Raw genomic sequence first — 22481 nt, forward strand, 5'->3', positions numbered from 1 at the left:
GCCGGATCAGGGATTGCGTGCAGGCAGGCCCGGTCCCGCCGGTCGCGCGCGCAGGGCGGCGGCGTCGACGGGTATGTCGCGGATCACCGTCTGTTCGGCCGCCAGCGGCGCAACCGCGCGCCCGCCCACGGTAATGGACAGCGCATCGGGGCGGCCGGTCCAGATCTGCGGGCCATCGGCGTCGGCGGGAATGGCATAGCGTTCGTTCAGCGCCATCTGTTTCTGGAACAGCTGCGTGCCGTTGCGATCATAGAACTTGACCCAGATGCCGTCGACGGTGGCAGTGAACACCACCTCTTCCGAAGCCGTGGCGGGGGCTTCGCTTTCTTCCTCCGCTGCCGGAGCGGGGGCGGCGACCTCGGCCTGCTCGTCCTCCAGCGGGGGGAGTTCGGCTGCGGGGACGAAAAAGCCCTTCCACATCACCAGCACCACCGCGACCAGCACGATCACGCCCGCCAGCACCAGCCAGGTCAGCTTGCTGGACGGATTGCGTTCGGGATCGCCGGGTTCCAGATGGTCGAGATGGCGTTCGGGCCGCGCCTTTTCCGCAAGGCCCATTTCATCGCGCAGCCGCTGCGCCATGGCGTTGCCGTCCATGTCCAGCGCATTGGCATAGCTGCGCACGAAGCCCAGAATATAGGTGCGGCTGGGCATGGCCGAATAATCGCCTTCGTCGATGGCGATCAGATGGCGTTCCGAAATCTTGGTGCGGTCGGACATTTCCTTGCGGCTCACGCCCTGCCGCTCACGCTCCTCGCGCAGCGTGTCGGACACGGACTTGCCGTTGGGGATCGCATCGTCGATTTCGTTCTCGTCCACTCGTCCCTAACCTCTCGCACCCGCTTGGCAAAACCGCCGTCAGTCCGGCCGCGAATATTTCGCGTCAGGCTGCCCGCAAGCCGGAAATGCCGTGCAGCATAAACCCCTGCGCCGCCAGCGATACGGCATTGCGAGGGCGATTGCACCCCGCCCCCTGCGTTCTTTCCCAGCAGAAATGCATTCCGCCGCAAAATTTTCTTACGCAAGGCGCAAACCGGGCGCCTATTCCCATTCGATATCGCGTTCGTCGGCCCATTCGGTCAGCGCGCCGCGCAGATCGGTCACCGGCTCGTTCAGCCATGCCTCCATCTGTTCGGCCAGTTCGCGGGTGTCGATCTTGCGGAACATCGCCTTGTGCGGCCCGATCGAGGCGGGTGTGATCGACAGGCGACGTATGCCGATGCCGACCAGCGCCAGCGCTTCCAGCGGGCGGCCGCCCATTTCGCCGCAGACGGTAATGTCGATCCGCTGCCCGGCCAGCGTGCGGATCACGCGGCGGATAAAGCGCAGGATCGACGGATTCAGCCAGTCATAGCGTTCGGCCAGCTTCGGGTTCGACCGGTCGGCGGCGAACAGGAACTGGGTCAGATCGTTGGTGCCGATCGACACGAAGGACAATTTCGGCGCCAGCACATCCAGCATTTCGGCAAGGGCAGGCACTTCCAGCATCACGCCATAGCGGATCTGTTCGGGCAGTACCTTGCGCCGGCTGCGCAGGAATTCGAGCTGTCCGTCGAATACCGCCTTGGCCGCGTCGAATTCCCACGGTTCGGACACCATCGGGAACATCACGTTCAGCGTGCGACCCGCCGATGCCTCAAGCAAGGCGCGGGCCTGCGCCTTCATCAGCCCTTCGCGTTCCAGCGCCAGCCGCAATGCGCGCCAGCCCATGGCGGGATTCTCGTCCGCGCCGCCCTCGTCCTCGCCCCGCAGATAGGGCAGCGATTTGTCGCCGCCCACATCGACGGTGCGGAACACCACCGGCTTATCGCCCGCGGTTTCCAGCACGTCGCGGTACAGCCGCGTCTGCCGGTCACGCTGGGGCAGGGCGGCGGAAACGAGGAACTGGAACTCGGTGCGGAACAGGCCGATGCCGTCCGCGCCGGTCAGTCCCAGCATCGGCACATCGTCGCGCAGCCCGGCATTGATCATCAGCGTGATACGCTCGCCATCCTTGGTGAACGGCTCCACATCGCGCAGCGCGGCATAGCGGGCCTGACGCTCGCGGCTGCGGGCACTGCGGGCCTCGAACGCTTCGATCACCGACTGGGTGGGGCGGATATTGGCAATGCCCTGCGCCCCGTCGACCAGCACCATGTCGCCTTCGCGGATCATGCCGCGCAGGCCGCGGATGCGCCCCAGCACCGGCACGCCCATCGCCCGCGCCACGATCACCACATGGCTGGTGAGCGAGCCTTCCTCCAATATCACGCCCTTCAACCGGCGGCGGTCGTATTCCAGCAATTCGGCAGGGCCCAGATTGCGCGCAATCAGGATCGTATCGTCGCGCAGGCCCAGCCGCGCGGCAGTCGATACCTGCCCCGATACGATGCGCAGCAGCCGGTTCGCCAGATCCTCCAGATCGTGCATCCGGTCGGCCAGCAGCGGATCGTCGATCTGGCGCATGCGCATGCGGGTGCGCTGCTGCACGCGTTCGATGGCGGCTTCTGCGGTCAGGCCGGAATCGATCGCCTCGTTGATGCGGCGGGTCCACCCCTCGTCATAGGCGAACATCTTGTATGTCTCGAGCACCTCGTCATGCTCGCCGCCAACGCCGAATTCGGCCTGGTTCGACATCGTCTCGATCTGCTCGCGCATCTTGTCGAACGCCGACAGCACGCGCGAGCGTTCGGCCTCGGTATCCTCTGCCACGACATGCTCGATGGTGATGCGCGGCTGGTGGAACACGGCATGGCCCGCTGCCAGACCCTTGACCAGCGACAGGCCCGACACCTGCCGCGGATCGGTCAGCTGCGGGCTGGCCCCCACGGCATCGGCATCGTCGATCAGCCCGGCATTGGCGATCAGTTCCGACAAGACCATCGCCACAGTTTGCAGCGCCTCGATCTCCACCTCTTCATAGCGGCGGGGTTCGACATGCTGCACCGCCAGCACGCCCACGGCGCGTTCCATCCGCACGATGGGCACGCCCGCGAAAGAGTGGAACTTGTCCTCCCCCGTTTCGGGGCGATAGGAAAAGTCCGGATGGGCGGCCGCTTCTGCAAGGTTGAGCGTTTCGACATGTTCGGCCAACGATCCGACCAGACCTTCGCCGATGGCCAGCCGCGTCACGTGAACCGCGTCCTGATTGAGGCCGCGCGTGGCGAACAGCTCCAGCATCCCCTCGCGCAGAAGATAGATCGAGCACACCTCGCTATCGAGGCTTTCGCCGATCAGTTCGACCACCTGGTTCAGCTTTCCCTGCGCATGATTGCGCGATGCCATCACTTCATGAAGGCTGGTCAGGATCTGTCGTGCTGCGGAAACGGCGGAAGGCATGGCCATGGGACTATATCAAACCCCGCCAACCGCCAAATCAAACCTGCGCGGTTTCGGCCCTAAATGCAGGCCTGATTGCGGGCAGGGAAATAAAACGCCCCCGAAGTCCTGCGGGACGACGGGGGCGGCATGCTTGCTTCGTGGTCAGGCTTTGACCAAGGCAAGCCCTGATCCGGCTGTGCCTAATTCAGGGCGATCTCTTCCTTGATCTTCAGCTTTTGTCGCTTGAGTGCCTGTATCTTCACATCATCGGGTGCGGGCCTCGTCATCTCGTCGCGGATTTGGCGTTCGAGGCCGGCGTGCTTTGTGTTGAGCGCGCTGATGTGCGTGGATTCCATGAAGTCAGTCTCCTGCGTTCGCGTGTGTCTGATCTGGCGGTCGATTCCCTGATGACAAGGATCCCTCATGATCGAGCCAAGCTTTGGCGGCCGGTGCGACTCGTGTCGGTCGCATTACCGACAGGGCACAGGAAATCATAAAACTGTCATCTTGCGAAGGGGCAAATGGGCAGGCGCCGGTCGGGACGCGACGAAATTCCCGCCGATTTGCGACGGGACGCAACAGCCGTTGCCTGCGCGCGACGAACGGGGCATGAGCGTGGCCATGACCGAAGACGAGATGCGCAAGCGGCTGGAGATTTTGCGGGTGGAACACCGCGACCTCGACGCTGCGATTGCGGCGCTGGCGGAAAACCCGTCGGATCAATTGCGCGTCGCGCGCCTGAAAAAGCGCAAGCTGGTGCTGAAGGACCAGATCATGCTGATCGAGGATGCGCTGATACCGGATATTATCGCTTAGGGAGGCAGTAAATGGTATCGAATGTACTATTTGTAGTCGCTTGTTTATTATTAGCGTCTTACTCTGTAATCCGCTTCACTCAAGGGGCCGTGAAACGTAAAGTGTTTGTCAGACGTTGGTATGCGGATAGACAGGTTAACCCTATGGTGTTCTTTCCGATGATGGCTACTTATTTTCTAATGGCTTTAATTAGTATTTTATTTGCTGTCGCTACGGTATTTTTTTATTAAACCTAGTTTCATATTTGATTTTCTATGAGTCTTGGGTGAAAAATGCCGTTTCAGCAATCCACGCCTGCGCGGCCATGACAGCTGTCACTCGGGCACTGCCCCTCAACCCCGCAGCGCCGTCACGATGCCCACCACGCTGGTGATCGTCAGTACCACGCCCACGAATATCAGCAGCGGCTTTACCGGAATGCGTTTGGCGGCATATGCGCCGATGGGTGCGGCCATCACGCCGCCGACGATCAGCCCCAGCGTCGCGCCCGCCAGATCGGCGAGCCCGATTTGCGAGATGAAGGTGATAGACACCGCCACCGTCAGAAAGAATTCCGCCGCGCTGACCGTGCCGATCACGCGGCGCGGTTCCACCCCTTGTACCAGCAGGTTCGATGTGACGACCGGACCCCATCCGCCGCCACCCGCCGCATCCAGGAATCCGCCGACCGCGCCCAGCGGGGCGACATGGCGCGCTTCCTTGGGCGCGGGAGGATAGAATATGCCGCGCACGATCAGCCAGATGCCGATGCCGGTCAGATAGGCGAGCACGATGGGCTTCACGACGGCCGCGTCGATATTGCTGAGGAGATAGGCCCCCGCCACGCCGCCCAGCACGCCTGCGCCTGCCAGCCGCAGGAACAGCGACTTGGCGATATTGCGATGCGCCAGATGGCTGATACCGCTGGCCCCGGTGGTGAAACATTCCACCAGATGCACCTTGGCCGAGGCGAGGGCAGGCGGCATGCCCAGCACGCCCACCAGCAGCGAGTTGCAGATCACGCCGAACGCCATGCCCAGCGCGCCATCGACCAGCTGGGCAGCGAAGCCGACGATAATAAAGGGAACCAGATCGGCCAGAAATTCGGCGGACATTCAATGCAATCCCGGCTGTTGAACCGGAACGGCAAATTAAATCGGCGCGCGATTTTGGCGAAACAGTTTTGAAAGCAGGGGTAAAAGGCGAATTATCTTGCCGGAATCGCGCCTTCCACTTTGCTCCTGCATTTCAACTCAGGCGCGGCGGCGATAGCGGAAATACCAGACTTCGTGGCCCAGCCGCCGTGCCTTTGCCTCATACCGCGTTTCGGGCCAGCCGCCGGGACGGGTCAGGAAATCGGCGGGCGTTTCGGCCAGCCATTCGAACTTGTCCGTATGGCGCTGCATCACCATCAGCGCGTGGCGCAGATAGATCGGGTGGTCGGTGCCGAAACGGAACTCGCCGCCCGGTTTCAGCTTGGCGGCGATCATCTCGACCGGCCCGTCGTTCATCATGCGCCGCTTGGCATGGCGCGCCTTGGGCCATGGATCGGGATGCAGCAGATAGACGAAGGACAGCGCGCCATCGGGCACGCGCGACAACACTTGCAGCGCATCGCCCATATGCAGGCGCACATTGCCCAGCGCATCGTCGCGTATATGGGTCAGCGCCTGCGCTACACCGTTCACAAAGGGCTCACACCCCACGAAGCCGTGATCGGGCAGCATGTCGGCGCGATAGGCCATATGCTCGCCTCCGCCGAAGCCGATTTCGAAATGCAGCGGGCGCCCCTGGCCGGGTGCATCGCCGAACAGTGTGGTGGAATCGATCGGTCCATCTTCGGGCACGGCGATTTGCGGCAACAGCCGATCGACCAGATCTTGCTGCGACGCGCGCAGCGCCTTGCCTTTCGACCGGCCATACAGCCGGCTGAGCGTGGTGGGATCGCCTTCCTTATGCGCAGTCATGGCCGCAGCCGTTAGCGTCCGTTTCCTGCTGCGTCGAGAGCGCGATTGCGCTAATCGCGGGACATGACCCCTCCAGACGACGCGCCCCTCTATCACCATCCCGTCAAGCGTTCGGTGGAAATCGCGGGCCACAAGACCTCGATCAGCCTCGAACCTTTATTCTGGGCGATGTTGAGGGAAGCGGCGGAACAGGAAAAAGCGCCGATCAACGCGCTGGTGGCGGAGATCGACGCACAGCGGATCGCCAGCGACACCCCGCCGGGCCTTGCCAGCGCGATCCGCGTCTGGCTGGTCGCCCGTCAGGCGAAGCGTCTGGCCCCGCCTGACGATACGATTTAATAGGTCGCGGGCGCGTCGCTGGCCGGAAAGCTCTGGTCGCTGGCCTCGTCCACATTGGTCCACTGGCGGCGCGGCTTGTCGCGCATCGCGGCGGGGCCCGAATCGCGGATCGGGGTCACTTCATCCGAAGCATCGGCATCACGCGGCTGGCCACCGGCAAAGGCGGCAGGCGCATCGTGTTTCGACTGGTAATAGCGGTAGCCGGCATAGCCCAGCGCACCCAGAGCGGCGAGTTTCAGCAAAGCCATAAAGCGTATCTCCTTCTTTGCGGGATCAACGCTTGTCGCGGCGGTTCGTTTCAATCGGTCCGTGCAGAGGTTTCGCGGGCGGGCGCAGCATCGGCACGCTCCGGCGCGGCAGGGCCGGCTGGCGGCAGCATCTCGGCCGCATCGCGTAAAAGCTGACGTTCCTGCGCATCGGCGGGGGCAGGATCGTCGATTGCCCCGCCGCAACCGGCCAGCAGCCCCAAAGGGGCCAGCACAACCAGCGCGGCGGGGCGAAAGCGCATTATTCGCCTTCCATCGCAGCCGACAGATCGGCGGCGGCATCGTCGGCCGCATCGGCAGCAGCTTCGGCAGTGGGATCGACGACCGGAGCGGCAGGCGCGGCAGCGGCGGGCGCAGCCTCGTCAGCCACATCGGCAGCGGCGGGGTCGACGGCGGCGTCTTCTTCCATGCCGGGCTGCGCCATCACTTCGGCAGCGGGCATTTCGACATTATCCGCCTCTGCCGGAGCGTCGGCATCGTCGGTCGAACCGCAAGCCGCAAGCAGCAGGGCAGGCGCGGCGACAAAAGCGGCGCGGGCGATGATCTTCTTCATAACGGTGAAACTCCCTCATACGGGCGCCATCCGGCGCGGGCATTTATGCACCATCGGGCGCGAACGGGAAGTTAGGGTGCATCGGCGCGGCAGGCAATCGTTGCAAACATATAAAGCTTTCTTTATATGCACGCCCATGACCTCCGCCCCGTCCTTGATAGAGCTGCTGCGCGCGATCGACGATCCGTCGCGCCTGCGCCTGTTGCGGCTGTTGTCGCGCATGGAGCTGGCCGTGGGCGAACTGGCGGAAGTGCTGGACCAAAGCCAGCCGCGCATATCGCGCCATATCCGCATATTGACCGAAGCGGGGCTGGTTGAAAAGCGCAAGGAAGGCAGCTGGGTCTTTCTGAAAACGCGGCTGGCGGGCAGCGCTTCGCCCATGCTGGCCGCGGCAGACCGGATGCTGGCTGCGGCAGAAGGAGAAGACGCCGGTTTCGCCGCGCTTTGCGCCGAAGACATGCGCCGCCTTTCCGCGATCCGCACCGCGCGCGAGGCCAGCGCCGAATTTTACTTCGCGCGCCACGCCGACGAGTGGGACCGGTTGCGCTCGCTTCACAGCGACGATTCGGTGGTAGAGGCGAAGCTGGCGGAGCTGCTGGAGCTGGACGCCGGTGACGGCGAAGGCGCGCCGCTGGGCCGCTTGCTCGACATCGGCACCGGCACGGGGCGCATCGCCGAACTTTTCGCGCCCTTTGCCAGCCATGTCAGCGCCATCGACAAAAGCAACGACATGCTGCGCGTCGCCCGCGCCCGGCTTCAGGATCTGCCCCCCGAACGGTTGACGCTGCTGCAGGGCGATTTCACCGAACTGCCCTTTGGCGATGCGGATTTCGATACGGTGCTGTTCCATCAGGTGCTGCATTATGCGCAATTGCCCGAACTGGCACTGGCAGAGGCGGCGCGCGTCACCCGTAGCGGCGGGCGTGTCGCCATCGTCGATTTCGAAGCCCATGCGTATGAGGAATTGCGCGAACGCGATGCCCATGCGCGGCTGGGCTTTACCGATGCGCAGATGGACAAGCTGCTGGCCGACGCAGGCTTTGCGCTGGGCGATACCGCGTCCTTGCGGGGCGAGGAGCTGACCGTACGCATCTGGACCGGCACGCGCCAACCCCCGATTTCCCACATCGCGGCCCCGCGCCGCAATTCCCACGCGAAAGTGCGACCCAACCCATGACCGACACTGCTTCCCCTATCGGCAGGCCCCTTTTCGCCTCGCTTCCCGGCGACATCGACGTTTCGTTCGAATTCTTCCCGCCCAAGACCGAGAAATCGGAACAGCAATTGTGGGAAACGGTGCTCGCACTGGCCCCGCTGGCGCCGCAATTCGTGTCGGTCACCTATGGCGCGGGCGGCAGCACGCGCGACCGCACGCATGACATGGTGGCGCGCATCATCCGCGAAACCGGCCTGCCGACCGCCGCGCATCTGACCTGCGTAGAGGCAAGCAAGGCCGAAATCCGCGAAGTGGCCGAAGCCTATTGGGAAGCGGGCGTGCGCCATATCGTCGCGCTGCGCGGCGATCCGCCGACGATGGGCGACACATTCGTGCCGCATCCCGATGGCTATGCCAGCGCCGCCGATCTGGTCGCGGGGCTGAAGGAGATCGCGCCCTTCGACATATCGGTCGCAGCCTATCCCGAAACCCATCCCGAAGCGTTGAGCGCCGACGCCGATCTCGACAATCTGAAGCGCAAGCTGGACGCAGGGGCGAGCCGCGCGATCACGCAATTCTTCTTCGCGCCCGAGAAATATCTGGCCTTCCGCGACCGCGCGGCGGCAGCGGGCATTACGGCCCCGATCCTGCCGGGCATCCTGCCCGTGTCGAACGTGGCGCAGACGCGCAAATTCGCGCAGGCCTGCGGCGCGGTCATCCCCGACTGGATGGAAGAGCTGTTCGAGGGGCTGGATAACCGCCCCGAATCGCGCAAGCTGGTCGCCGCGACCATCGCCGCCGAAATGTGCCGTTCGCTCTATGCCGAGGGGGTGCGCGATTTCCATTTCTACACGCTCAACCGCGCGGAACTGTCCTATGCGGTGTGCCATCTGCTGGGCATGCGGCCCAGGGAAGCGGCGAAAGTTCAGGAGAACGCAGCATGAGCATTACCCCCAGTGCGGCCCGCGCAAGCTTTCTTGAACAGGCCGCGCAGCGCATCCTGATCACCGATGGCGCGTTCGGCACGCAGATCCAGACGAAAGGTCTGGTCGAAGCGGATTACGCGGGCAACCTTGGCCTGGCCAGGGACCAGAAGGGCAATAACGACATCCTCGCCCTGACCAAGCCCGAGGTTCCGGAATCGATCCACCGCGCCTATTTCGAGGCGGGGGCCGATATTGCCGAGACCAATACGTTCAGCGCCAACACGATCAGCCAGGCCGATTACGCGGCGGAAGCGCTGGTCGCGGACATCAACCGCGAAAGTGCGGCGCTGGCGCGGCGCGTGGCCGATGAATTCGCGGACCGCGACGGTCGCCCCCGTTTCGTGGCAGGCGCGATCGGGCCGACCAACAAGACCCTTTCGCTGTCGCCCGACGTGAACGATCCCGGCTATCGCGAGATCGATTTCGATTATCTGACAGACGTTTACCGCGCCCAGTGCGAGGCTTTGGTCGAGGGCGGGGCCGACTTCATCCTGATCGAGACCGTGTTCGACACGCTGAACGCCAAGGCGGGCATCATGGCAGTGCGCCAGATGGAACAGGCGCTGGGCCGCGAGGTGCCGATCATGCTGTCGATGACGCTGACCGATCTGTCGGGCCGCAATCTGTCGGGTCATACGGTCGAAGCGTTCTGGTATGCGGTGCGTCATGCGAATCCGCTGACCGTGGGCCTCAACTGTTCGTTCGGCGCGACACAGCTGGCCCCACATGTGGCGGCGCTGTCGCAGATCGCCGATTGCTGCACGATGCATTACCCCAATGCGGGCCTGCCGAACGAGCTGGGCGAATATGACGAAATGCCAGACACAACCGCGGGCTTCGTACTCGACTGGGCAAAGCGCGGGCTCGTCAATGTGCTGGGCGGATGCTGCGGTTCGACGCCGCAGCATATTGCGGCCATGGCAAAGGCGGTCGAAGGCATCGCCCCGCGCACAATACCCGAACTGACCCGCAAGACGCGACTTGCGGGCCTTGAACCCTTTATCATGGCTGCCTGAACGGCCCGACAGGAATAATCATGTCTGAACAGGACTTTGCCGCAGCGGCAAGCCGCTTCGTCAATATCGGCGAGCGCACCAATGTCACGGGCTCTGCCCGCTTCAAGAAGCTTGTCATGGCAGGCGATTATCCCGCCGCCGTCGAAGTCGCGCGCCAGCAGGTGGAGAATGGCGCGCAGGTCATCGACGTCAATATGGACGAGGGGCTGCTCGACGCGGTCGTGGCCATGACGACCTTCCTGAAACTGATCGCGGCCGAGCCCGATATCGCACGCGTGCCGATCATGGTCGATTCCTCGAAATGGGAAGTGATCGAGGCGGGGTTGAAATGCGTGTCGGGCAAGCCCATCGTCAATTCGATCAGCATGAAAGAGGGCGAGGACGCGTTTCTTTCCGCTGCGCGCAAATGCATGGATTACGGCGCAGCGGTCGTCGTCATGGCGTTCGACGAAACCGGACAGGCCGATACCAAGCAGCGCAAGATCGAAATCTGCGAGCGCGCCTACAAGCTGCTGACCGGCATTGGTTTCCCGCCCGAAGACATCATCTTCGATCCCAATATCTTCGCTGTCGCCACAGGCATCGAGGAGCATGACCGCTATGGCCTCGACTTTATCGAGGCCGTGGAAGTGCTGCACAAGACATGCCCGCACGCGCATTTCAGCGGCGGTCTGTCTAACCTGTCGTTCAGCTTCCGCGGCAATGAAACGGTGCGCCGCGCGATGCATTCGGTGTTCCTTTATCACGCGATTCCGGCGGGTCTGGACATGGCCATCGTCAATGCGGGCCAGCTGGACGTCTACGACCAGATCGATCCCGTGCTGCGCGATGCGTGCGAGGATGTGATCCTGATGCGTCAGCCCCCCGTCGACAGCGGTTTCGAAACCGCGACCGAGCGGCTGATCGCGCTGGCGGAATCGTACAAGGGCAAAAGCCCCGAAGCAGAGAAACAGGCCGCCGAATGGCGCGGCTATGCGGTTGAAAAGCGGCTGGAACATGCGCTGGTCAAGGGCATCGATGCGCATATCGTCGACGATACCGAGGAGATGCGCGCCGCCGTCGAACAGCGCGGCGGCCGTCCGATCGAGGTGATCGAAGGGCCGCTGATGGACGGCATGAATGTGGTCGGCGACCTGTTCGGCAGCGGCAAGATGTTCCTGCCACAGGTCGTGAAATCGGCTCGCGTGATGAAAAAGGCCGTCGCCCATCTGATCCCCTTTATCGAGGCGGAGAAGGACGCAAGCACCAAGGCCAAAGGGCGCATCGTCATGGCGACGGTGAAGGGCGATGTGCACGATATCGGCAAGAATATCGTGGGCGTCGTGCTGCAATGTAACGGGTATGAGGTGATCGACCTTGGCGTGATGGTGCCATGGCCCGACATTCTGAAGGCCGCGAACGAGAACGATGCCGACATCATCGGCCTGTCAGGCCTGATCACTCCCTCGCTGGACGAAATGGTGACCGTGGCCGAGGAAATGGCCCGCGCCGACATGGCGATTCCGCTGCTGATCGGCGGGGCGACCACCAGCAAGGTGCATACCGCGCTGAAAATCGATCCTGCCTATGAAGGGCCGGTCATCCACGTGCTCGACGCCAGCCGCGCGGTGGGCGTGGCTTCGCAGTTGCTCAGCGATACGCAGCGCGATCCGTTCGTCGAGAATGTGGCCAATGATTACGAGGCGGTGCGCATCGCCCGCGCCGGCAAGGGGCAAAGCGCATTGCTGCCGCTGGCCGATGCGCGCGCCAATGGTTTTGCCGCCGATATGAACGACAAGCCCGCCGCTCCCGCGCAGCTCGGCGGCCATGTGTTCGATGGCTGGGATCTGGCCGATCTGGCGCAATATTTCGACTGGACGCCGTTTTTCCGCGCATGGGAACTGGCGGGCAATTTCCCCGCGATCCTTGACGACGAGGTGGTCGGGGAAAGCGCGCGTAGCCTGTATGACGATGCGCAAAAAATGTTGCAGCAAATCATATCGGAACAATGGTTTACCGCACGCGGCGTGTGCCATTTCTGGCCCTGCAAGCGCGATGGTGACGATGTAGTCCTCGATGAAGGAACCCGCATCCCGTTCCTGCGCCAGCAAGTGAAGAAATCGCGTGACCGCGCCAATTTCTGCCTGTCCGACTTCATCGATTCCGCGGGCGACTGGATCGGCGGTTTTGCGGTCGGCATCCACGGCATCGACGATCACTCCGCCCGCTTCAAGGCGGCGCATGACGATTATTCGGATATCATGCTGAAGGCCCTCGCCGACCGCTTTGCCGAGGCTTTTGCCGAACGCCTGCACCAGCATGTGCGCACGACGCTCTGGGCCTATGCGCCGCAGGAACAGCTCACGAACGAGGCGCTGATCAAGGAACAATATCGCGGCATCCGCCCCGCACCGGGCTATCCGGCGTGCCCCGACCATTCGCTTAAACCCGTCCTGTGGGACCTAATGGATGTCGAGGCGAAGGCGGGCATCACGCTGACCGAATCCAACGCCATGTGGCCGACTTCGGCCGTATCGGGGTTCTATTTCGGCCATCCCGACAGCCAGTATTTCGGCGTTGCCCGCATCGGCCGCGACCAGCTGGAGGATTATGCCGCGCGGCGCGGCGTGGATATCGCCACCGCCGAACGCTGGCTGCGCCCGAACCTCGACTGATATCGACCCGTCGATGGCTGAACGCGGGGGTTTGACGCATGGCTCCTCCGCGCGCAGCATGGCATGCGTCAGACAACGCCAGAGGATCAGGCCGATGCAGGGCATGGGAGAGGGCGAATGCCCGTTCACGTTCAACACCGACCCCGCCACGTTTAAAAAGGGCGACACGGTCAGCTATCGCGTCACGGGCGAGCTGGACGGCATGCCATTCGTCGGCACCCTGCTGGAAGTGCACGAGGATCACGTGCTGCTGACCAGTGACGAGAGCGATCCCGACAGCACCTATCGCGCCACTCGCGAAAGCCGCCCGGTGGTGGACGGCAGCCAGATCTGACACCCGCCTGAGGAAATCGGGGGTCCCGCCGCTTCCGAAGCCGCGCCCGATCTGTCATGGCCGTCCCCATGGCCCAGAACATGGCAGGCGCGCTCGATACGCTTAAACGCACTTTCGGTTTCTCCGCCTTTCGCGGAGTGCAAAGCCGGGTGGTGGAGCGCGTGCTGGCGGGGCAATCGACGCTGGCAGTCATGCCGACGGGCGCGGGCAAGTCGCTTTGCTATCAATTGCCCGCGCTGATGCTCGACGGCACCTGCGTGGTGGTCAGCCCGCTGATCGCGCTGATGCACGACCAGTTGCGCAGCGCAGAGGCCAACGGCATCCGCGCCGCCACGCTGACCAGCGTGGACGAGAACCGCGCCGAAACGATCGAGCGGCTGAAAAACGGCGAGCTCGACCTGCTTTACGTTGCGCCCGAACGCGCCAGCCAGCCCTATTTCCGCGAGCTGCTCGCCCAGTGTCGAATCGCTTTGTTCGCCATAGACGAGGCGCATTGCGTGTCCGAATGGGGGCACGATTTCCGGCCCGATTACCGCCTGCTGACCCCGATGATGGACGCTTTTCCGCATGTGCCGCGCCTTGCGCTGACGGCAACGGCGGATGCGCATACGCGGGCGGACATCCTGACGCAGCTGGGCATTCCCGACGACGGGCTGATTGTCGCGGGATTCGACCGGCCCAATATCCGCTATCACATCACCCCGCGCGACAGCCTTGCCCGCCAGATCCAGCGCGTGATGGACGCACAGCCGGGCCCCGGCATCGTTTACGCCCCGACCCGTGCCGCGACCGAACGGCTGGCCGAAACGCTTGGCAAATCGGGCCGCGAAACGCGCTGCTATCACGCGGGCCTGCCGCCCGAGGTCCGCGCCCGCAATCAGGCCGAATTCGTCGCCAGCGAAAGCATGGTGATGGTCGCCACCGTCGCGTTCGGCATGGGGATCGACAAACCCGACGTGCGCTTCGTCATCCATGCGGGCCTGCCCAAGTCGATCGAGGGCTATTATCAGGAAACGGGCCGTGCGGGCCGCGACGGCGATCCGTCGGTCGCGCATCTGTTCTGGGGCGCCGACGATTTCGCCCGCGCGCGCATGCGGCTGGGCGAGATGGGCGAGGACCGTATCGCGGGTGAGCGCACGCGGCTGGGCGCATTGGGCGCGCTGGTCGAAACCGCCGGTTGCCGCCGCGCGATCCTGCTGCGCCATTTCGGGGAAAGCCCGCCCGAAACCTGCGGCAATTGCGACAATTGCCTGTCGCCGCCCAAGTCGGTCGATGCGACGGTGACCGCGCAGAAATATCTCTCTGCCGTGGCCCGCACGCGCCAGATGTTCGGCGCGGGCTATGTCGAAAGTATCCTGACCGGCCAGTCATCGGACCGCAGCCGCCAGAACGGGCACGAAAGCCTGTCGGTCTTTGGCATTGTCGAGGGGGAGGAGGCACAGATGCTGAAACCCGTGTCCCGCGCCTTGCAGGTTCGCGGCGCATTGCTGCCGACCGAGCATGGCGGGCTGATGCTGGGCCCCGACGCGCGCGCCTTTCTGAAAGGCGAAGTGCCGCTCGACCTCGTCCTTCCGCCACGGCGCGCGAAAAGCCGAAGGCGCGGCGGCGACGCCACGCCCAATCCCGTGGGCGATCCCCTGTTCGAGGCGTTGCGCGAATTGCGCCGCGACCTTGCGAAGGACAGCGGGGTTCCGCCCTATGTGATCTTTCACGACAGTGTGCTGCGCGACATGTGCGGATTCAAACCGCAAACCCTGGACGAGCTGGGCGAACTGCCCGGCATCGGCGCGCGCAAGCTGGACGAATATGGCGAGGATTTTCTGGACGTGATCCAGCAATACGCCTGACGCCCTTATTGCCGGCGACCGTGTCAATCATTTGGCAAAAGCTGTGCTATACTGCCTGCCGGACAAGATGCGGGGGCACGACATGGAACTCAAATCGATGAAAACGTCGCAGGAAACGGCGGCGAACACGTTCAGCGGCTATCCGGTACTGGTGCTGCTGCTGGCCGCGATGGTGCTGGCGGTCATGGCGCTGCTGCGGCTGGGCGGCGGAGGTGGCGGCTTTGCCGTGTTCACGCTGATCGCGATGATCGTGCTGTGGGTCTTCCTGATCGCCGGATTCTATATGTTGCAGCCCAATAATGCGGCAGTGATCACCCTGTTCGGCAGCTATCGCGGCACCGACCGGACCAACGGGCTGCGCTGGATCTGGCCGTGGATGGGGCGGCACAAGATTTCGGCGCGTGCGCACAACATCCATTCCGAAAAGGTGAAGATCAACGATCTGCGCGGCAATCCGATCGATATTGCCTGCAATGTCGTGTGGCGCGTGCAGGATACGGCGCAGGCCGTGTTCGATGTCGACGATTACAAGGAATTCACCAATATCCAGATCGAGGCGGGACTGCGCACCGTGGGTGCGCGCCACCCCTATGACGATATGGGCGAAGAGGACGAGACGACGCTGCGCGGCAGCGCCGATGTGATCAACGCCGAATTGCAGGCCGAACTGAACGACCGGCTGAAAGTCGCGGGGATCGTGGTCGACGAAGCCGGGCTGACCCATCTGGCCTATGCCAGCGAGATCGCGGGCGCCATGCTGCGCCGCCAGCAGGCCGAAGCCGTCATCGCCGCCCGCGCCAAGCTGGTAATGGGCGCGGTCTCGATGGTCGAAATGGCGCTGGACAAGCTGAAGGCCGACGACATCGTCGACCTCACCCCCGACCAGCGCGCCGATATGGTCGCGAACCTGATGGTCGTACTATGCGGCGACCGCGATGCGCAGCCGGTGGTGAATACGGGCAAAGGGTAGGGGGCGCGAATGGCGCTCCCGGATCATAAAGACGGGACGGGGTTGCATCGATGTTAAGCCGATTGCTCGCGGTGACGGGCGCGCTTTTTCTGATTGTTGGTGCACGTTGCGCGCAGGCCGACAGCTGGCCTCCGCCCATGACCGAAGTGGTCGCATCCACCAGCGCCCAATATCGCGTCACCATCGAACCTTCGCCGGTGGACAGTTCGCTGGCCTATTATGAGGAGAAGCTGGGCGAAGCGAAAGGCGGCGAAGCGGTCCGGCGTCCCCGTCCGATCGCGCTGTTCGAACAGAAGGTCGACGGCGTATGGATGCCGCGCGGCATGATCGAACTCGTGAACGAAGTCGCACCGGCATCGGCCATCGTGTCGGATGACGGAGCTTATCTGGTCACTTTCGACAATTGGTATTCGGTCGGCTATGGCGATGCCGTGGTCGCGGTCTATCATCGCGAGGCGGGGCTGGTCCGGTCTTTCATTACCGACGATTTCCTACCCCAAGGCTATCTCGAAACACTGCCCCGTTCGGTCAGTTCGGTCCGTTGGCGCAAGGAGGCGAGATTTTCCGATGACGGCACCGCGGCTATCCTGACGATCGCACTGCCTGAGTACGCCGACCTGACGGTCGCCGGGACCGCGAACGACGATGCCGATTTGCCGCAAGTGCATATTGCGCTGGCAAGCGGGGCGGCCAGCAGGGTGACCGCGCCATCATGGGACGCGGCGGAGGCGCGTGCCGGAACCGTGCGTAAGCTTATGCAGGCGTCGATGGATGAGCGTATCGCCTATCTGACCGAACCGCTTTTACCGCCGGAAGGCATGACAACGGGGGAGTGGCATGCCTATCTGACGGAAGCAGTGGCGCGGCTGGCTCCCGATCCGTTCGAACTTTGGTCAGCCACGAAAGTCCTTCTGGCACCGGACGACCCGCGTTTCGACCATTCGGTGGAATGGCTGATCGAAGGCTTCGAAACCGAGGTCGACTATCCCGGCGCCATGGCAGTCGCCTCGCCCCATTCACCCGCTGCGCTTGTTGCCGCGCTGGCACGGGCCGCGAACGCGGTTCCGGCGGGAAGCCTTGCAGCTTCGCGTATCTATGTTTCGATCGAACGGCCCGCCATGCAGGCCGCCGGTGCGGCAATCGCGCGCAGCGGTGCCGAATTTATCTGGCTGGACCCAGCCAGCCCGATAGCGCAGCGCCCCGAGCGCATTCCGGGCAGTCCCGAAGCCGAGGCGTTCGAGGAAGCTTATGTCGAGCAATATTTCGGTGATATTGAGGCCGAGGCAGAGGCCCTCGAAGCCACGGCCGAAGCCTTCGCGGATATGCCCGAAGACTAATTAGACGAACCGGAGGATGCGCCCGGCGGTTATTGATCGCTGCGAAACCGGGTTGCGGGTCCCGCCCTGCCCGCTAGATCCGTTTGGCCACCAGCCGCAGTGTCGCACCGCGCTCATCGTCGCGTGTTTCGAAGACCCATTCAGGCGGTGGTACCGGATTGGTGACATGGATATTGGTCATCTTAGTCAGCCGCCGTTTCGCAAAGCGCAGGTTCTCCTTGAGGAAAGCCTTTAGTCCCGTCGCCTCGATCTCTCCCGAAGTGCCGGTTTCCTTCACTTCGAACAGGTCGGACAGGTTCTGTTCGAACATGCGCGCGATCGAACTGCGGGTGAAGAAAGTGATATGCGGATCGTGCGATTTTTGGCGGTTGACGCTGGGCCACGGCTTGTTCGGCACTTCGATCACCAGCATGCCGCCCGGGGCAATATGCTGGGCCAGCTTGCGCAATTCAGCCACCGGATCGATCAGATGTTCCAGCACATGGCACATCAATAGCAGGTCCAGTTTGTGGTCAAGCTGGTCCAGCGGCGTATATTGCAGGAAATCATGGCTGCCGATCGCTCCCTTGTCGGCATCGTCGCACATCAGCACGGCATCGGGCCAAATCCTGCGCGCAGCTTCCAGATTGGCCAGATGGCCCGCGCCGAATTCATAAACCTCGCGCGGTGCCTTGCCGAGGTAGCGGCCGCCCGTTTTCAGTAGCCCCACACCGCGTTTTACCTTTTTCTCGAACCCGCCGCCCGATGTGGCCGAATGGCCGTCGCCGCGATAGGAACCGCCATAATAGGCAATGACCGCATCCAGATTGAGCGCTTTGTGATCGACCTGCGTGGTGTGGCAGTCCATGCATTCGTACAAGCGCAGGGCAGGGGCAAATTTTACCCACGCATCGCCCATGATATATTTATAGCCGCCGCGATCGACGAACGCTTCCGACTGGCACGCTACGCATTTCATGAAGCAATTCCCGAACCCGAATTTTCCGATGCTTGTCGGGATGCACGCTGGCCCGCGCCATGACAAGGCGTGATGCCGCATTCTGTGGATGGGCCGCTGCCTCTCGCCGCAGGCGGAGCCACCCACTTTCCCGCTGTCCTACACGCCCGTCCGTCGTTAGCCGTTCTCGCAGCCGCTCTTTCAAATCGTCGAAATTTCCGCAGGCACCGTCTGTGTTAACCAAAGGCGTTCAACCCAAGCGTTTCTGCGGCTTTGCGGTGGGTGACAGCCTGTTTACATATGTCACTTTTGTCACCCTGTTGTGGCGATCGCGAGGGTCTAGACCGCCATATTGTCGATCAGCCGCGTGCCGCCGATCCGTGCCGCGACGAACAGGCGCGCATTGCCATTGGGTGCGTTCAGCAAGGCGATGGAGCCGGCATCGCGCAATTCGGCATAATCGATGCTGTCGAAACCCGCCGCCAGCACCACGCCTTCCAGCTCGGTCAGCACGGCGTCGGCCGGCAGCCCCTCGTGCAAGCGGTCGATCGCGGCGCGCATCGCCACGTTCAGCACTGCCGCCGACTGGCGCTGCCGGGGCGAGAGATAGGCATTGCGCGAGCTCATCGCCAAGCCGTCCGCTTCGCGCACGATGGGCACGCCAAGGATCGCGTCGACATGGGGGAACAGCAGGTCGAGATCGCGGGCCATGCGCCGGATCACGGCCAGTTGCTGCCAGTCCTTTTCCCCGAACAGGGCGATATCGGGCCGCACCTGGTTGAACAGCTTGCACACCACGGTCGCCACCCCGTCGAAATGGCCCGGCCGGTCCGCCCCGCACAGCCCGTCGCTTACCCCCGAAACGGCGATATTGGTCGCATAGCCTTCGGGATACATCGCGGTCACATCGGGCGCCCACAACAGCGCCACGCCTTCGGCTTCCAGCAGGCGGCTGTCGCGCTCCATCTGGCGTGGATAGGCGTCCAGATCCTCGTTCGGGCCGAATTGTCTGGGGTTCACGAAGATGGAGACGGCGACCAGATCGGCCAGCTCTTTCGCGCGCCGGACCAGCGTCAGATGCCCTTCGTGCAATGCCCCCATGGTGGGCACCAGCGCCAGTTTCGCCCCCTCTTGGGCAGCGGCGCGCAAGCGCTCTACCGTTTGCCGTAGTGGATTCAGCGCGTGAACGGTTTGCATCTTGGGAGTCCCGCTTGGTAAACTGGGTGCATGTCGGGGGGGTGTAACGCCCAAACCGGCAGCGTAAAGCCATTTGGCGTAAAGAGTTGACCCAAGATATGAGCCAGCCACACCGCATCGTCTTCGCCAATGAAAAGGGCGGCACCGGCAAATCGACCACGGCGGTTCATGTCGCCGTCGCGCTCGCCTATCAGGGGGCAAAGGTCGCCGCGCTCGATCTGGATCACCGCCAGCGCACGTTTTTCCGCTATTTCGAAAACCGGCTCGACACCGAAAAACGGCGCGATATCCAGTTGCCCGGCGCCATGGTGGGCGTTTTCGGCGGGCCCAGCATCGAAATACTGGAAGCCATGATCGAAGAAGCGAGCGAAGGGATGGATTTCCTGATCTTCGACACCGCGGGCCGCGATGACAAATATGCCCGCCATGTCGCGACGACGGCCGATACTCTGGTCACGCCGTTGAACGACAGTTTCGTGGATTTCGACCTGTTCGGCCATGTCGATCCCGAAACCTTCAAGGTGAAGAAGCTGTCCTTCTATTCCGAACTGATGTTCGAGGCGCGCAAGAAGCGCGGGCTCGCCACCCAGAGCGGCCGGCGCGAGATGGACTGGATCGTGGTGCGCAACCGTACCCAGCATATCGAGGCGCGCAATATGCGCCGCCTTGAATTCGCGCTGTCCGAACTGTCAAAGCGCGTCGGTTTCCGTATCGCGCCGGGCCTGTCGGAACGCGTGATCTATCGCGAATTGTTCCCGGCGGGCCTGACCCTGCTGGACAAGGGGCATCTGGGCGACATGGCGACCAGCCATCTGGTGGCGCGGCAGGAATTGCGATCGCTGGTCAAGGCGCTGAACCTGCCCCCGATCGAACGGACCGACCAGGTGGGCGTCGCCGCGTGAAATTCCTGATCCTCGCCGTTCTGGCGGTGGTCGTGTTCCGCATGGTGTTCCGCAAATGGCCGTGGGACATGTGGCGCGATTCCGAAAAATCGCAGCAGAGGGCGCAGGCGCGGACATTGCTGGGCGTCGACCGCCATGCCAGCCGCGAGGATATTCTGGCTGCCCACCGACGTCTGATGCGCACCGCCCATCCGGACAAGGGGGGATCACCCGAAGAGGTGTTTCGCATCGATGCCGCGCGTGACATATTGCTGGAACAATCTGTCCCCACCAAGCGCTAAAGCGTGGGTCCTTGCCAGTCGCGTCCTGCATCTGGCGGCCAGTATAGTCCAAAGTCGCGAAAGGCATCGTCATGTCCCATCAGTTCCACCCTACCGTCCTGCGTGAATATGACATCCGCGGCATTATCGGAGAGACGCTGGGCCCCGACGACGCCCGCGCCATCGGCCGCGGTTTCGCCACCCTGCTCAAGCGGGCGGGCGGCAGCAGGGTCGCGGTGGGTTATGACGGGCGCGTATCCTCGCCCACGCTGGAACATGCGCTGGTCGAAGGGCTGAATGCCAGCGGCTGCGACGTGGTGCGGATCGGGATGGGCCCGACGCCGATGCTCTATTATGCGGAGGCGTCAGCCGAAGATGTTGACGGCGGCATCCAGATAACCGGCAGCCATAATCCCGCCAATTACAACGGCTTCAAGATGGTATTTCAGGGCCGGCCGTTTTTCGGTGCGGATATTCTGAAGATCGGCGAGATGGCGGCTGCGGGCGACTGGATCGACGGCGGCGGCAGCCACGAAACCCGCGACGTCGTCGACGCCTATATCGACGCACTGATGAAGCCGTTCGATGGGCTGCCTGCTGCCGAGATGGCTAATCTGTCGAAGCTGCGGATCGGCTGGGACGCAGGCAATGGCGCGGCAGGCCCGTGCCTTGAAAAGCTGGTCGCGCGGATGCCGGGGGAGCATTTCACCCTGTTCACCGAAGTCGACGGCACGTTTCCCAATCATCACCCCGACCCCACGGAAGAAAAAAACCTTGTCGATCTGAAGGCCCTGGTGGCCGAGAAAGGGCTCGACTTTGGTGTGGCCTTTGACGGTGACGGCGACCGCATCGGCGCGATCGACGGCACGGGCAGGGTTATCTGGGGCGACCAGTTGCTGATGATTTACGCCGAGGATTTGTTGAAGCACCTACCCGGCAGCACGATCATCGCCGACGTAAAGGCCAGCCGCGCCCTGTATGACAGCGTTGCGGCCCATGGCGGACAGCCGCTGATGTGGAAGACGGGGCACTCGCTGATCAAATCGAAGATGAAGGAAACCGGCTCTCCGCTTGCGGGCGAGATGAGCGGGCATGTATTTTTTGCCGACCAGTATTACGGTTATGACGATGCGCTTTACGGCGGCGTCCGCCTGATCCTCGCCAGTGCGCGTCTGGGTAAGAGCGTGACCGAATTGCGTTCGGCGATGCCCGACATGATCAACACCCCCGAAATGCGCTTTCAGGTCGACGAAAGCCGCAAGTTCGCCGTGATCGACGAGGTGAAGGAGCGGCTTGCCGGATCGCCCGATGATGTGAACGCGACTGATGGGGTGCGCGTGACCAATGCTGATGGCTGGTGGCTGCTACGTGCATCGAACACGCAGGACGTTCTGGTTGCCCGCGCCGAAAGCGATAGTGAGGCGGGTCTCGAACGGCTGATGGCGCAGATCGATGGCCAGCTGGCCGAATCGGGATTGGAACGGGGCCCGCAAGCAGGGCACTGACGGCAGGCGGGTTCGGTCCCCGCCATTTTCCGAATCACGAATCAGGTTTTAGGGTCCGATTCGCGGGCTTGGAAGGTATGACACCGCTTTCCAAGCCCATCGCTGCTGCGATTGCGAAGGGTTTTCCACAGGGCCGATACGCCGCTAAATTACTGTATTT

23 protein-coding genes are annotated in these 22481 nt (G+C 63.1%); 13 read left to right on the top strand and 10 right to left on the bottom strand.

Annotated elements, in window-relative coordinates:
• Nucleotides 1–6: 6 nt before the first annotated feature.
• From LOZ74_RS00755 to LOZ74_RS00765, 3 genes are all read right to left on the bottom strand, one after another.
• Nucleotides 7–819, bottom strand: a complete 813-nt coding sequence (locus LOZ74_RS00755) for a helix-turn-helix domain-containing protein (RefSeq protein WP_230292478.1) — start codon at nt 817–819, stop codon at nt 7–9.
• Between the two features lie 222 nt (nt 820–1041).
• A complete protein-coding gene (gene ptsP, locus LOZ74_RS00760; RefSeq protein WP_230292479.1) occupies nt 1042–3324 on the bottom strand; it encodes a phosphoenolpyruvate--protein phosphotransferase in 2283 nt (760 codons plus the stop codon).
• 176 nt (nt 3325–3500) lie between these two features.
• Nucleotides 3501–3656, bottom strand: coding sequence for a YdcH family protein (locus LOZ74_RS00765; RefSeq protein WP_230279376.1), 156 nt, complete (start codon nt 3654–3656; stop codon nt 3501–3503).
• A 265-nt stretch (nt 3657–3921) separates the two neighbouring features.
• Here LOZ74_RS00765 and LOZ74_RS00770 point away from each other — a divergent pair, with 265 nt between their 5' ends.
• A complete protein-coding gene (locus LOZ74_RS00770; RefSeq protein ID WP_230279375.1) occupies nt 3922–4116 on the top strand; it encodes a YdcH family protein in 195 nt (64 codons plus the stop codon).
• Between the two features lie 332 nt (nt 4117–4448).
• Here the strand turns inward: LOZ74_RS00770 and LOZ74_RS00775 are convergent, their stop codons facing one another.
• The gene (locus tag LOZ74_RS00775) at nt 4449–5210 is read right to left on the bottom strand and encodes a sulfite exporter TauE/SafE family protein (RefSeq protein WP_230292480.1); all 762 of its coding nucleotides are present in this window, start codon (nt 5208–5210) and stop codon (nt 4449–4451) included.
• 138 nt (nt 5211–5348) lie between these two features.
• Nucleotides 5349–6062 (bottom strand): tRNA (guanosine(46)-N(7))-methyltransferase TrmB, encoded by a 714-nt coding sequence (locus LOZ74_RS00780; protein ID WP_230292481.1) that lies wholly within the window; start codon nt 6060–6062, stop codon nt 5349–5351.
• A 63-nt stretch (nt 6063–6125) separates the two neighbouring features.
• On the opposite strand from LOZ74_RS00780, the gene LOZ74_RS00785 reads away from it, so the two are divergent.
• The gene (locus LOZ74_RS00785; protein ID WP_230292482.1) at nt 6126–6401 is read left to right on the top strand and encodes a ribbon-helix-helix domain-containing protein; all 276 of its coding nucleotides are present in this window, start codon (nt 6126–6128) and stop codon (nt 6399–6401) included.
• On the opposite strand, the gene LOZ74_RS00790 is transcribed toward LOZ74_RS00785, so the two are convergent.
• Genes LOZ74_RS00790 through LOZ74_RS00800 form a run of 3 tightly spaced genes read right to left on the bottom strand, consistent with a single transcriptional unit; the run spans nt 6398 to nt 7220 of the window.
• Nucleotides 6398–6649 carry a hypothetical protein gene (locus LOZ74_RS00790; RefSeq protein WP_230279207.1) on the bottom strand — a complete coding sequence of 84 codons (252 nt, stop codon included), beginning with the start codon at nt 6647–6649 and terminating at the stop codon, nt 6398–6400. The two genes, LOZ74_RS00785 and LOZ74_RS00790, sit on opposite strands and share 4 nt — an antisense overlap.
• A 50-nt stretch (nt 6650–6699) precedes the next feature.
• Nucleotides 6700–6909, bottom strand: coding sequence for a hypothetical protein (locus LOZ74_RS00795; protein ID WP_230292483.1), 210 nt, complete (start codon nt 6907–6909; stop codon nt 6700–6702).
• Nucleotides 6909–7220: a hypothetical protein gene (locus LOZ74_RS00800; protein WP_230292484.1), complete on the bottom strand. Its 312-nt coding sequence runs from the start codon at nt 7218–7220 to the stop codon at nt 6909–6911. The genes LOZ74_RS00795 and LOZ74_RS00800 overlap by 1 nt, the downstream gene beginning before the upstream one ends.
• A 136-nt stretch (nt 7221–7356) precedes the next feature.
• Here LOZ74_RS00800 and LOZ74_RS00805 point away from each other — a divergent pair, with 136 nt between their 5' ends.
• From LOZ74_RS00805 to LOZ74_RS00840, 8 genes are all read left to right on the top strand, one after another.
• Nucleotides 7357–8397, top strand: coding sequence for a metalloregulator ArsR/SmtB family transcription factor (locus LOZ74_RS00805; RefSeq protein WP_230292485.1), 1041 nt, complete (start codon nt 7357–7359; stop codon nt 8395–8397).
• A complete protein-coding gene (metF, locus tag LOZ74_RS00810) occupies nt 8394–9320 on the top strand; it encodes a methylenetetrahydrofolate reductase (protein WP_230292486.1) in 927 nt (308 codons plus the stop codon). The genes LOZ74_RS00805 and metF overlap by 4 nt, the downstream gene beginning before the upstream one ends.
• Nucleotides 9317–10378, top strand: a complete 1062-nt coding sequence (locus tag LOZ74_RS00815) for a homocysteine S-methyltransferase family protein (RefSeq protein ID WP_230292487.1) — start codon at nt 9317–9319, stop codon at nt 10376–10378. The genes metF and LOZ74_RS00815 overlap by 4 nt, the downstream gene beginning before the upstream one ends.
• A 20-nt stretch (nt 10379–10398) precedes the next feature.
• Nucleotides 10399–13032 carry a methionine synthase gene (gene metH / locus LOZ74_RS00820; protein ID WP_230292488.1) on the top strand — a complete coding sequence of 878 codons (2634 nt, stop codon included), beginning with the start codon at nt 10399–10401 and terminating at the stop codon, nt 13030–13032.
• A gap of 94 nt (nt 13033–13126) precedes the next feature.
• Nucleotides 13127–13366 (top strand): hypothetical protein, encoded by a 240-nt coding sequence (locus LOZ74_RS00825; RefSeq protein WP_230279214.1) that lies wholly within the window; start codon nt 13127–13129, stop codon nt 13364–13366.
• 68 nt (nt 13367–13434) lie between these two features.
• Nucleotides 13435–15213 (top strand): DNA helicase RecQ, encoded by a 1779-nt coding sequence (gene recQ / locus LOZ74_RS00830; protein WP_230292489.1) that lies wholly within the window; start codon nt 13435–13437, stop codon nt 15211–15213.
• 97 nt (nt 15214–15310) lie between these two features.
• The gene (locus LOZ74_RS00835) at nt 15311–16183 is read left to right on the top strand and encodes an SPFH domain-containing protein (protein WP_230292490.1); all 873 of its coding nucleotides are present in this window, start codon (nt 15311–15313) and stop codon (nt 16181–16183) included.
• A 137-nt stretch (nt 16184–16320) separates the two neighbouring features.
• Nucleotides 16321–17520: a hypothetical protein gene (locus LOZ74_RS00840; protein WP_230292491.1), complete on the top strand. Its 1200-nt coding sequence runs from the start codon at nt 16321–16323 to the stop codon at nt 17518–17520.
• A gap of 73 nt (nt 17521–17593) precedes the next feature.
• Here the strand turns inward: LOZ74_RS00840 and LOZ74_RS00845 are convergent, their stop codons facing one another.
• Complete coding sequence (locus tag LOZ74_RS00845) at nt 17594–18478, bottom strand: class I SAM-dependent methyltransferase (protein ID WP_230292492.1); 885 nt, start codon at nt 18476–18478, stop codon at nt 17594–17596.
• Nucleotides 18479–18796: 318 nt separating this feature from the next.
• The gene (panC, locus tag LOZ74_RS00850) at nt 18797–19654 is read right to left on the bottom strand and encodes a pantoate--beta-alanine ligase (RefSeq protein ID WP_230292493.1); all 858 of its coding nucleotides are present in this window, start codon (nt 19652–19654) and stop codon (nt 18797–18799) included.
• A 98-nt stretch (nt 19655–19752) separates the two neighbouring features.
• Here panC and LOZ74_RS00855 point away from each other — a divergent pair, with 98 nt between their 5' ends.
• From LOZ74_RS00855 to pgmG, 3 genes are all read left to right on the top strand, one after another.
• On the top strand, nt 19753–20556 hold the full coding sequence (locus LOZ74_RS00855) for a division plane positioning ATPase MipZ (protein ID WP_230292494.1): 804 nt from the start codon (nt 19753–19755) through the stop codon (nt 20554–20556).
• Nucleotides 20553–20837 carry a J domain-containing protein gene (locus tag LOZ74_RS00860; RefSeq protein WP_230292495.1) on the top strand — a complete coding sequence of 95 codons (285 nt, stop codon included), beginning with the start codon at nt 20553–20555 and terminating at the stop codon, nt 20835–20837. Before LOZ74_RS00855 ends, LOZ74_RS00860 begins: the two co-directional genes overlap by 4 nt.
• Before the next feature lie 71 nt (nt 20838–20908).
• Complete coding sequence (pgmG, locus tag LOZ74_RS00865) at nt 20909–22321, top strand: phosphoglucomutase/phosphomannomutase PgmG (protein WP_230292496.1); 1413 nt, start codon at nt 20909–20911, stop codon at nt 22319–22321.
• The last annotated feature ends 160 nt before the right edge of the window (nt 22322–22481 follow it).

The sequence above is a fragment of the Croceicoccus sp. Ery5 genome (assembly GCF_020985325.1).
Lineage (GTDB): Bacteria > Pseudomonadota > Alphaproteobacteria > Sphingomonadales > Sphingomonadaceae > Croceicoccus.

Bases quoted from the DNA above. Each gene is read 5' to 3' on its own strand.
- LOZ74_RS00855 (WP_230292494.1), top strand. From the start codon at position 19,753: ATGAGCCAGCCACACCGCATCGTCTTCGCCAATGAAAAGGGCGGCACC.
- LOZ74_RS00840 (WP_230292491.1), top strand. From the start codon at position 16,321: ATGACCGAAGTGGTCGCATCCACCAGCGCCCAATATCGCGTCACCATC.
- LOZ74_RS00825 (WP_230279214.1), top strand. From the start codon at position 13,127: ATGCAGGGCATGGGAGAGGGCGAATGCCCGTTCACGTTCAACACCGAC.
- LOZ74_RS00795 (WP_230292483.1), bottom strand. From the start codon at position 6,909: ATGCGCTTTCGCCCCGCCGCGCTGGTTGTGCTGGCCCCTTTGGGGCTG.
- ptsP (WP_230292479.1), bottom strand. From the start codon at position 3,324: ATGGCCATGCCTTCCGCCGTTTCCGCAGCACGACAGATCCTGACCAGC.
- LOZ74_RS00835 (WP_230292490.1), top strand. From the start codon at position 15,311: ATGAAAACGTCGCAGGAAACGGCGGCGAACACGTTCAGCGGCTATCCG.
- LOZ74_RS00815 (WP_230292487.1), top strand. From the start codon at position 9,317: ATGAGCATTACCCCCAGTGCGGCCCGCGCAAGCTTTCTTGAACAGGCC.
- pgmG (WP_230292496.1), top strand. From the start codon at position 20,909: ATGTCCCATCAGTTCCACCCTACCGTCCTGCGTGAATATGACATCCGC.
- LOZ74_RS00845 (WP_230292492.1), bottom strand. From the start codon at position 18,478: ATGAAATGCGTAGCGTGCCAGTCGGAAGCGTTCGTCGATCGCGGCGGC.
- metF (WP_230292486.1), top strand. From the start codon at position 8,394: ATGACCGACACTGCTTCCCCTATCGGCAGGCCCCTTTTCGCCTCGCTT.
- LOZ74_RS00785 (WP_230292482.1), top strand. From the start codon at position 6,126: ATGACCCCTCCAGACGACGCGCCCCTCTATCACCATCCCGTCAAGCGT.
- recQ (WP_230292489.1), top strand. From the start codon at position 13,435: ATGGCCCAGAACATGGCAGGCGCGCTCGATACGCTTAAACGCACTTTC.
- LOZ74_RS00765 (WP_230279376.1), bottom strand. From the start codon at position 3,656: ATGGAATCCACGCACATCAGCGCGCTCAACACAAAGCACGCCGGCCTC.
- LOZ74_RS00770 (WP_230279375.1), top strand. From the start codon at position 3,922: ATGACCGAAGACGAGATGCGCAAGCGGCTGGAGATTTTGCGGGTGGAA.
- metH (WP_230292488.1), top strand. From the start codon at position 10,399: ATGTCTGAACAGGACTTTGCCGCAGCGGCAAGCCGCTTCGTCAATATC.
- LOZ74_RS00790 (WP_230279207.1), bottom strand. From the start codon at position 6,649: ATGGCTTTGCTGAAACTCGCCGCTCTGGGTGCGCTGGGCTATGCCGGC.
- LOZ74_RS00780 (WP_230292481.1), bottom strand. From the start codon at position 6,062: ATGACTGCGCATAAGGAAGGCGATCCCACCACGCTCAGCCGGCTGTAT.
- LOZ74_RS00800 (WP_230292484.1), bottom strand. From the start codon at position 7,220: ATGAAGAAGATCATCGCCCGCGCCGCTTTTGTCGCCGCGCCTGCCCTG.
- LOZ74_RS00775 (WP_230292480.1), bottom strand. From the start codon at position 5,210: ATGTCCGCCGAATTTCTGGCCGATCTGGTTCCCTTTATTATCGTCGGC.
- LOZ74_RS00805 (WP_230292485.1), top strand. From the start codon at position 7,357: ATGACCTCCGCCCCGTCCTTGATAGAGCTGCTGCGCGCGATCGACGAT.
- panC (WP_230292493.1), bottom strand. From the start codon at position 19,654: ATGCAAACCGTTCACGCGCTGAATCCACTACGGCAAACGGTAGAGCGC.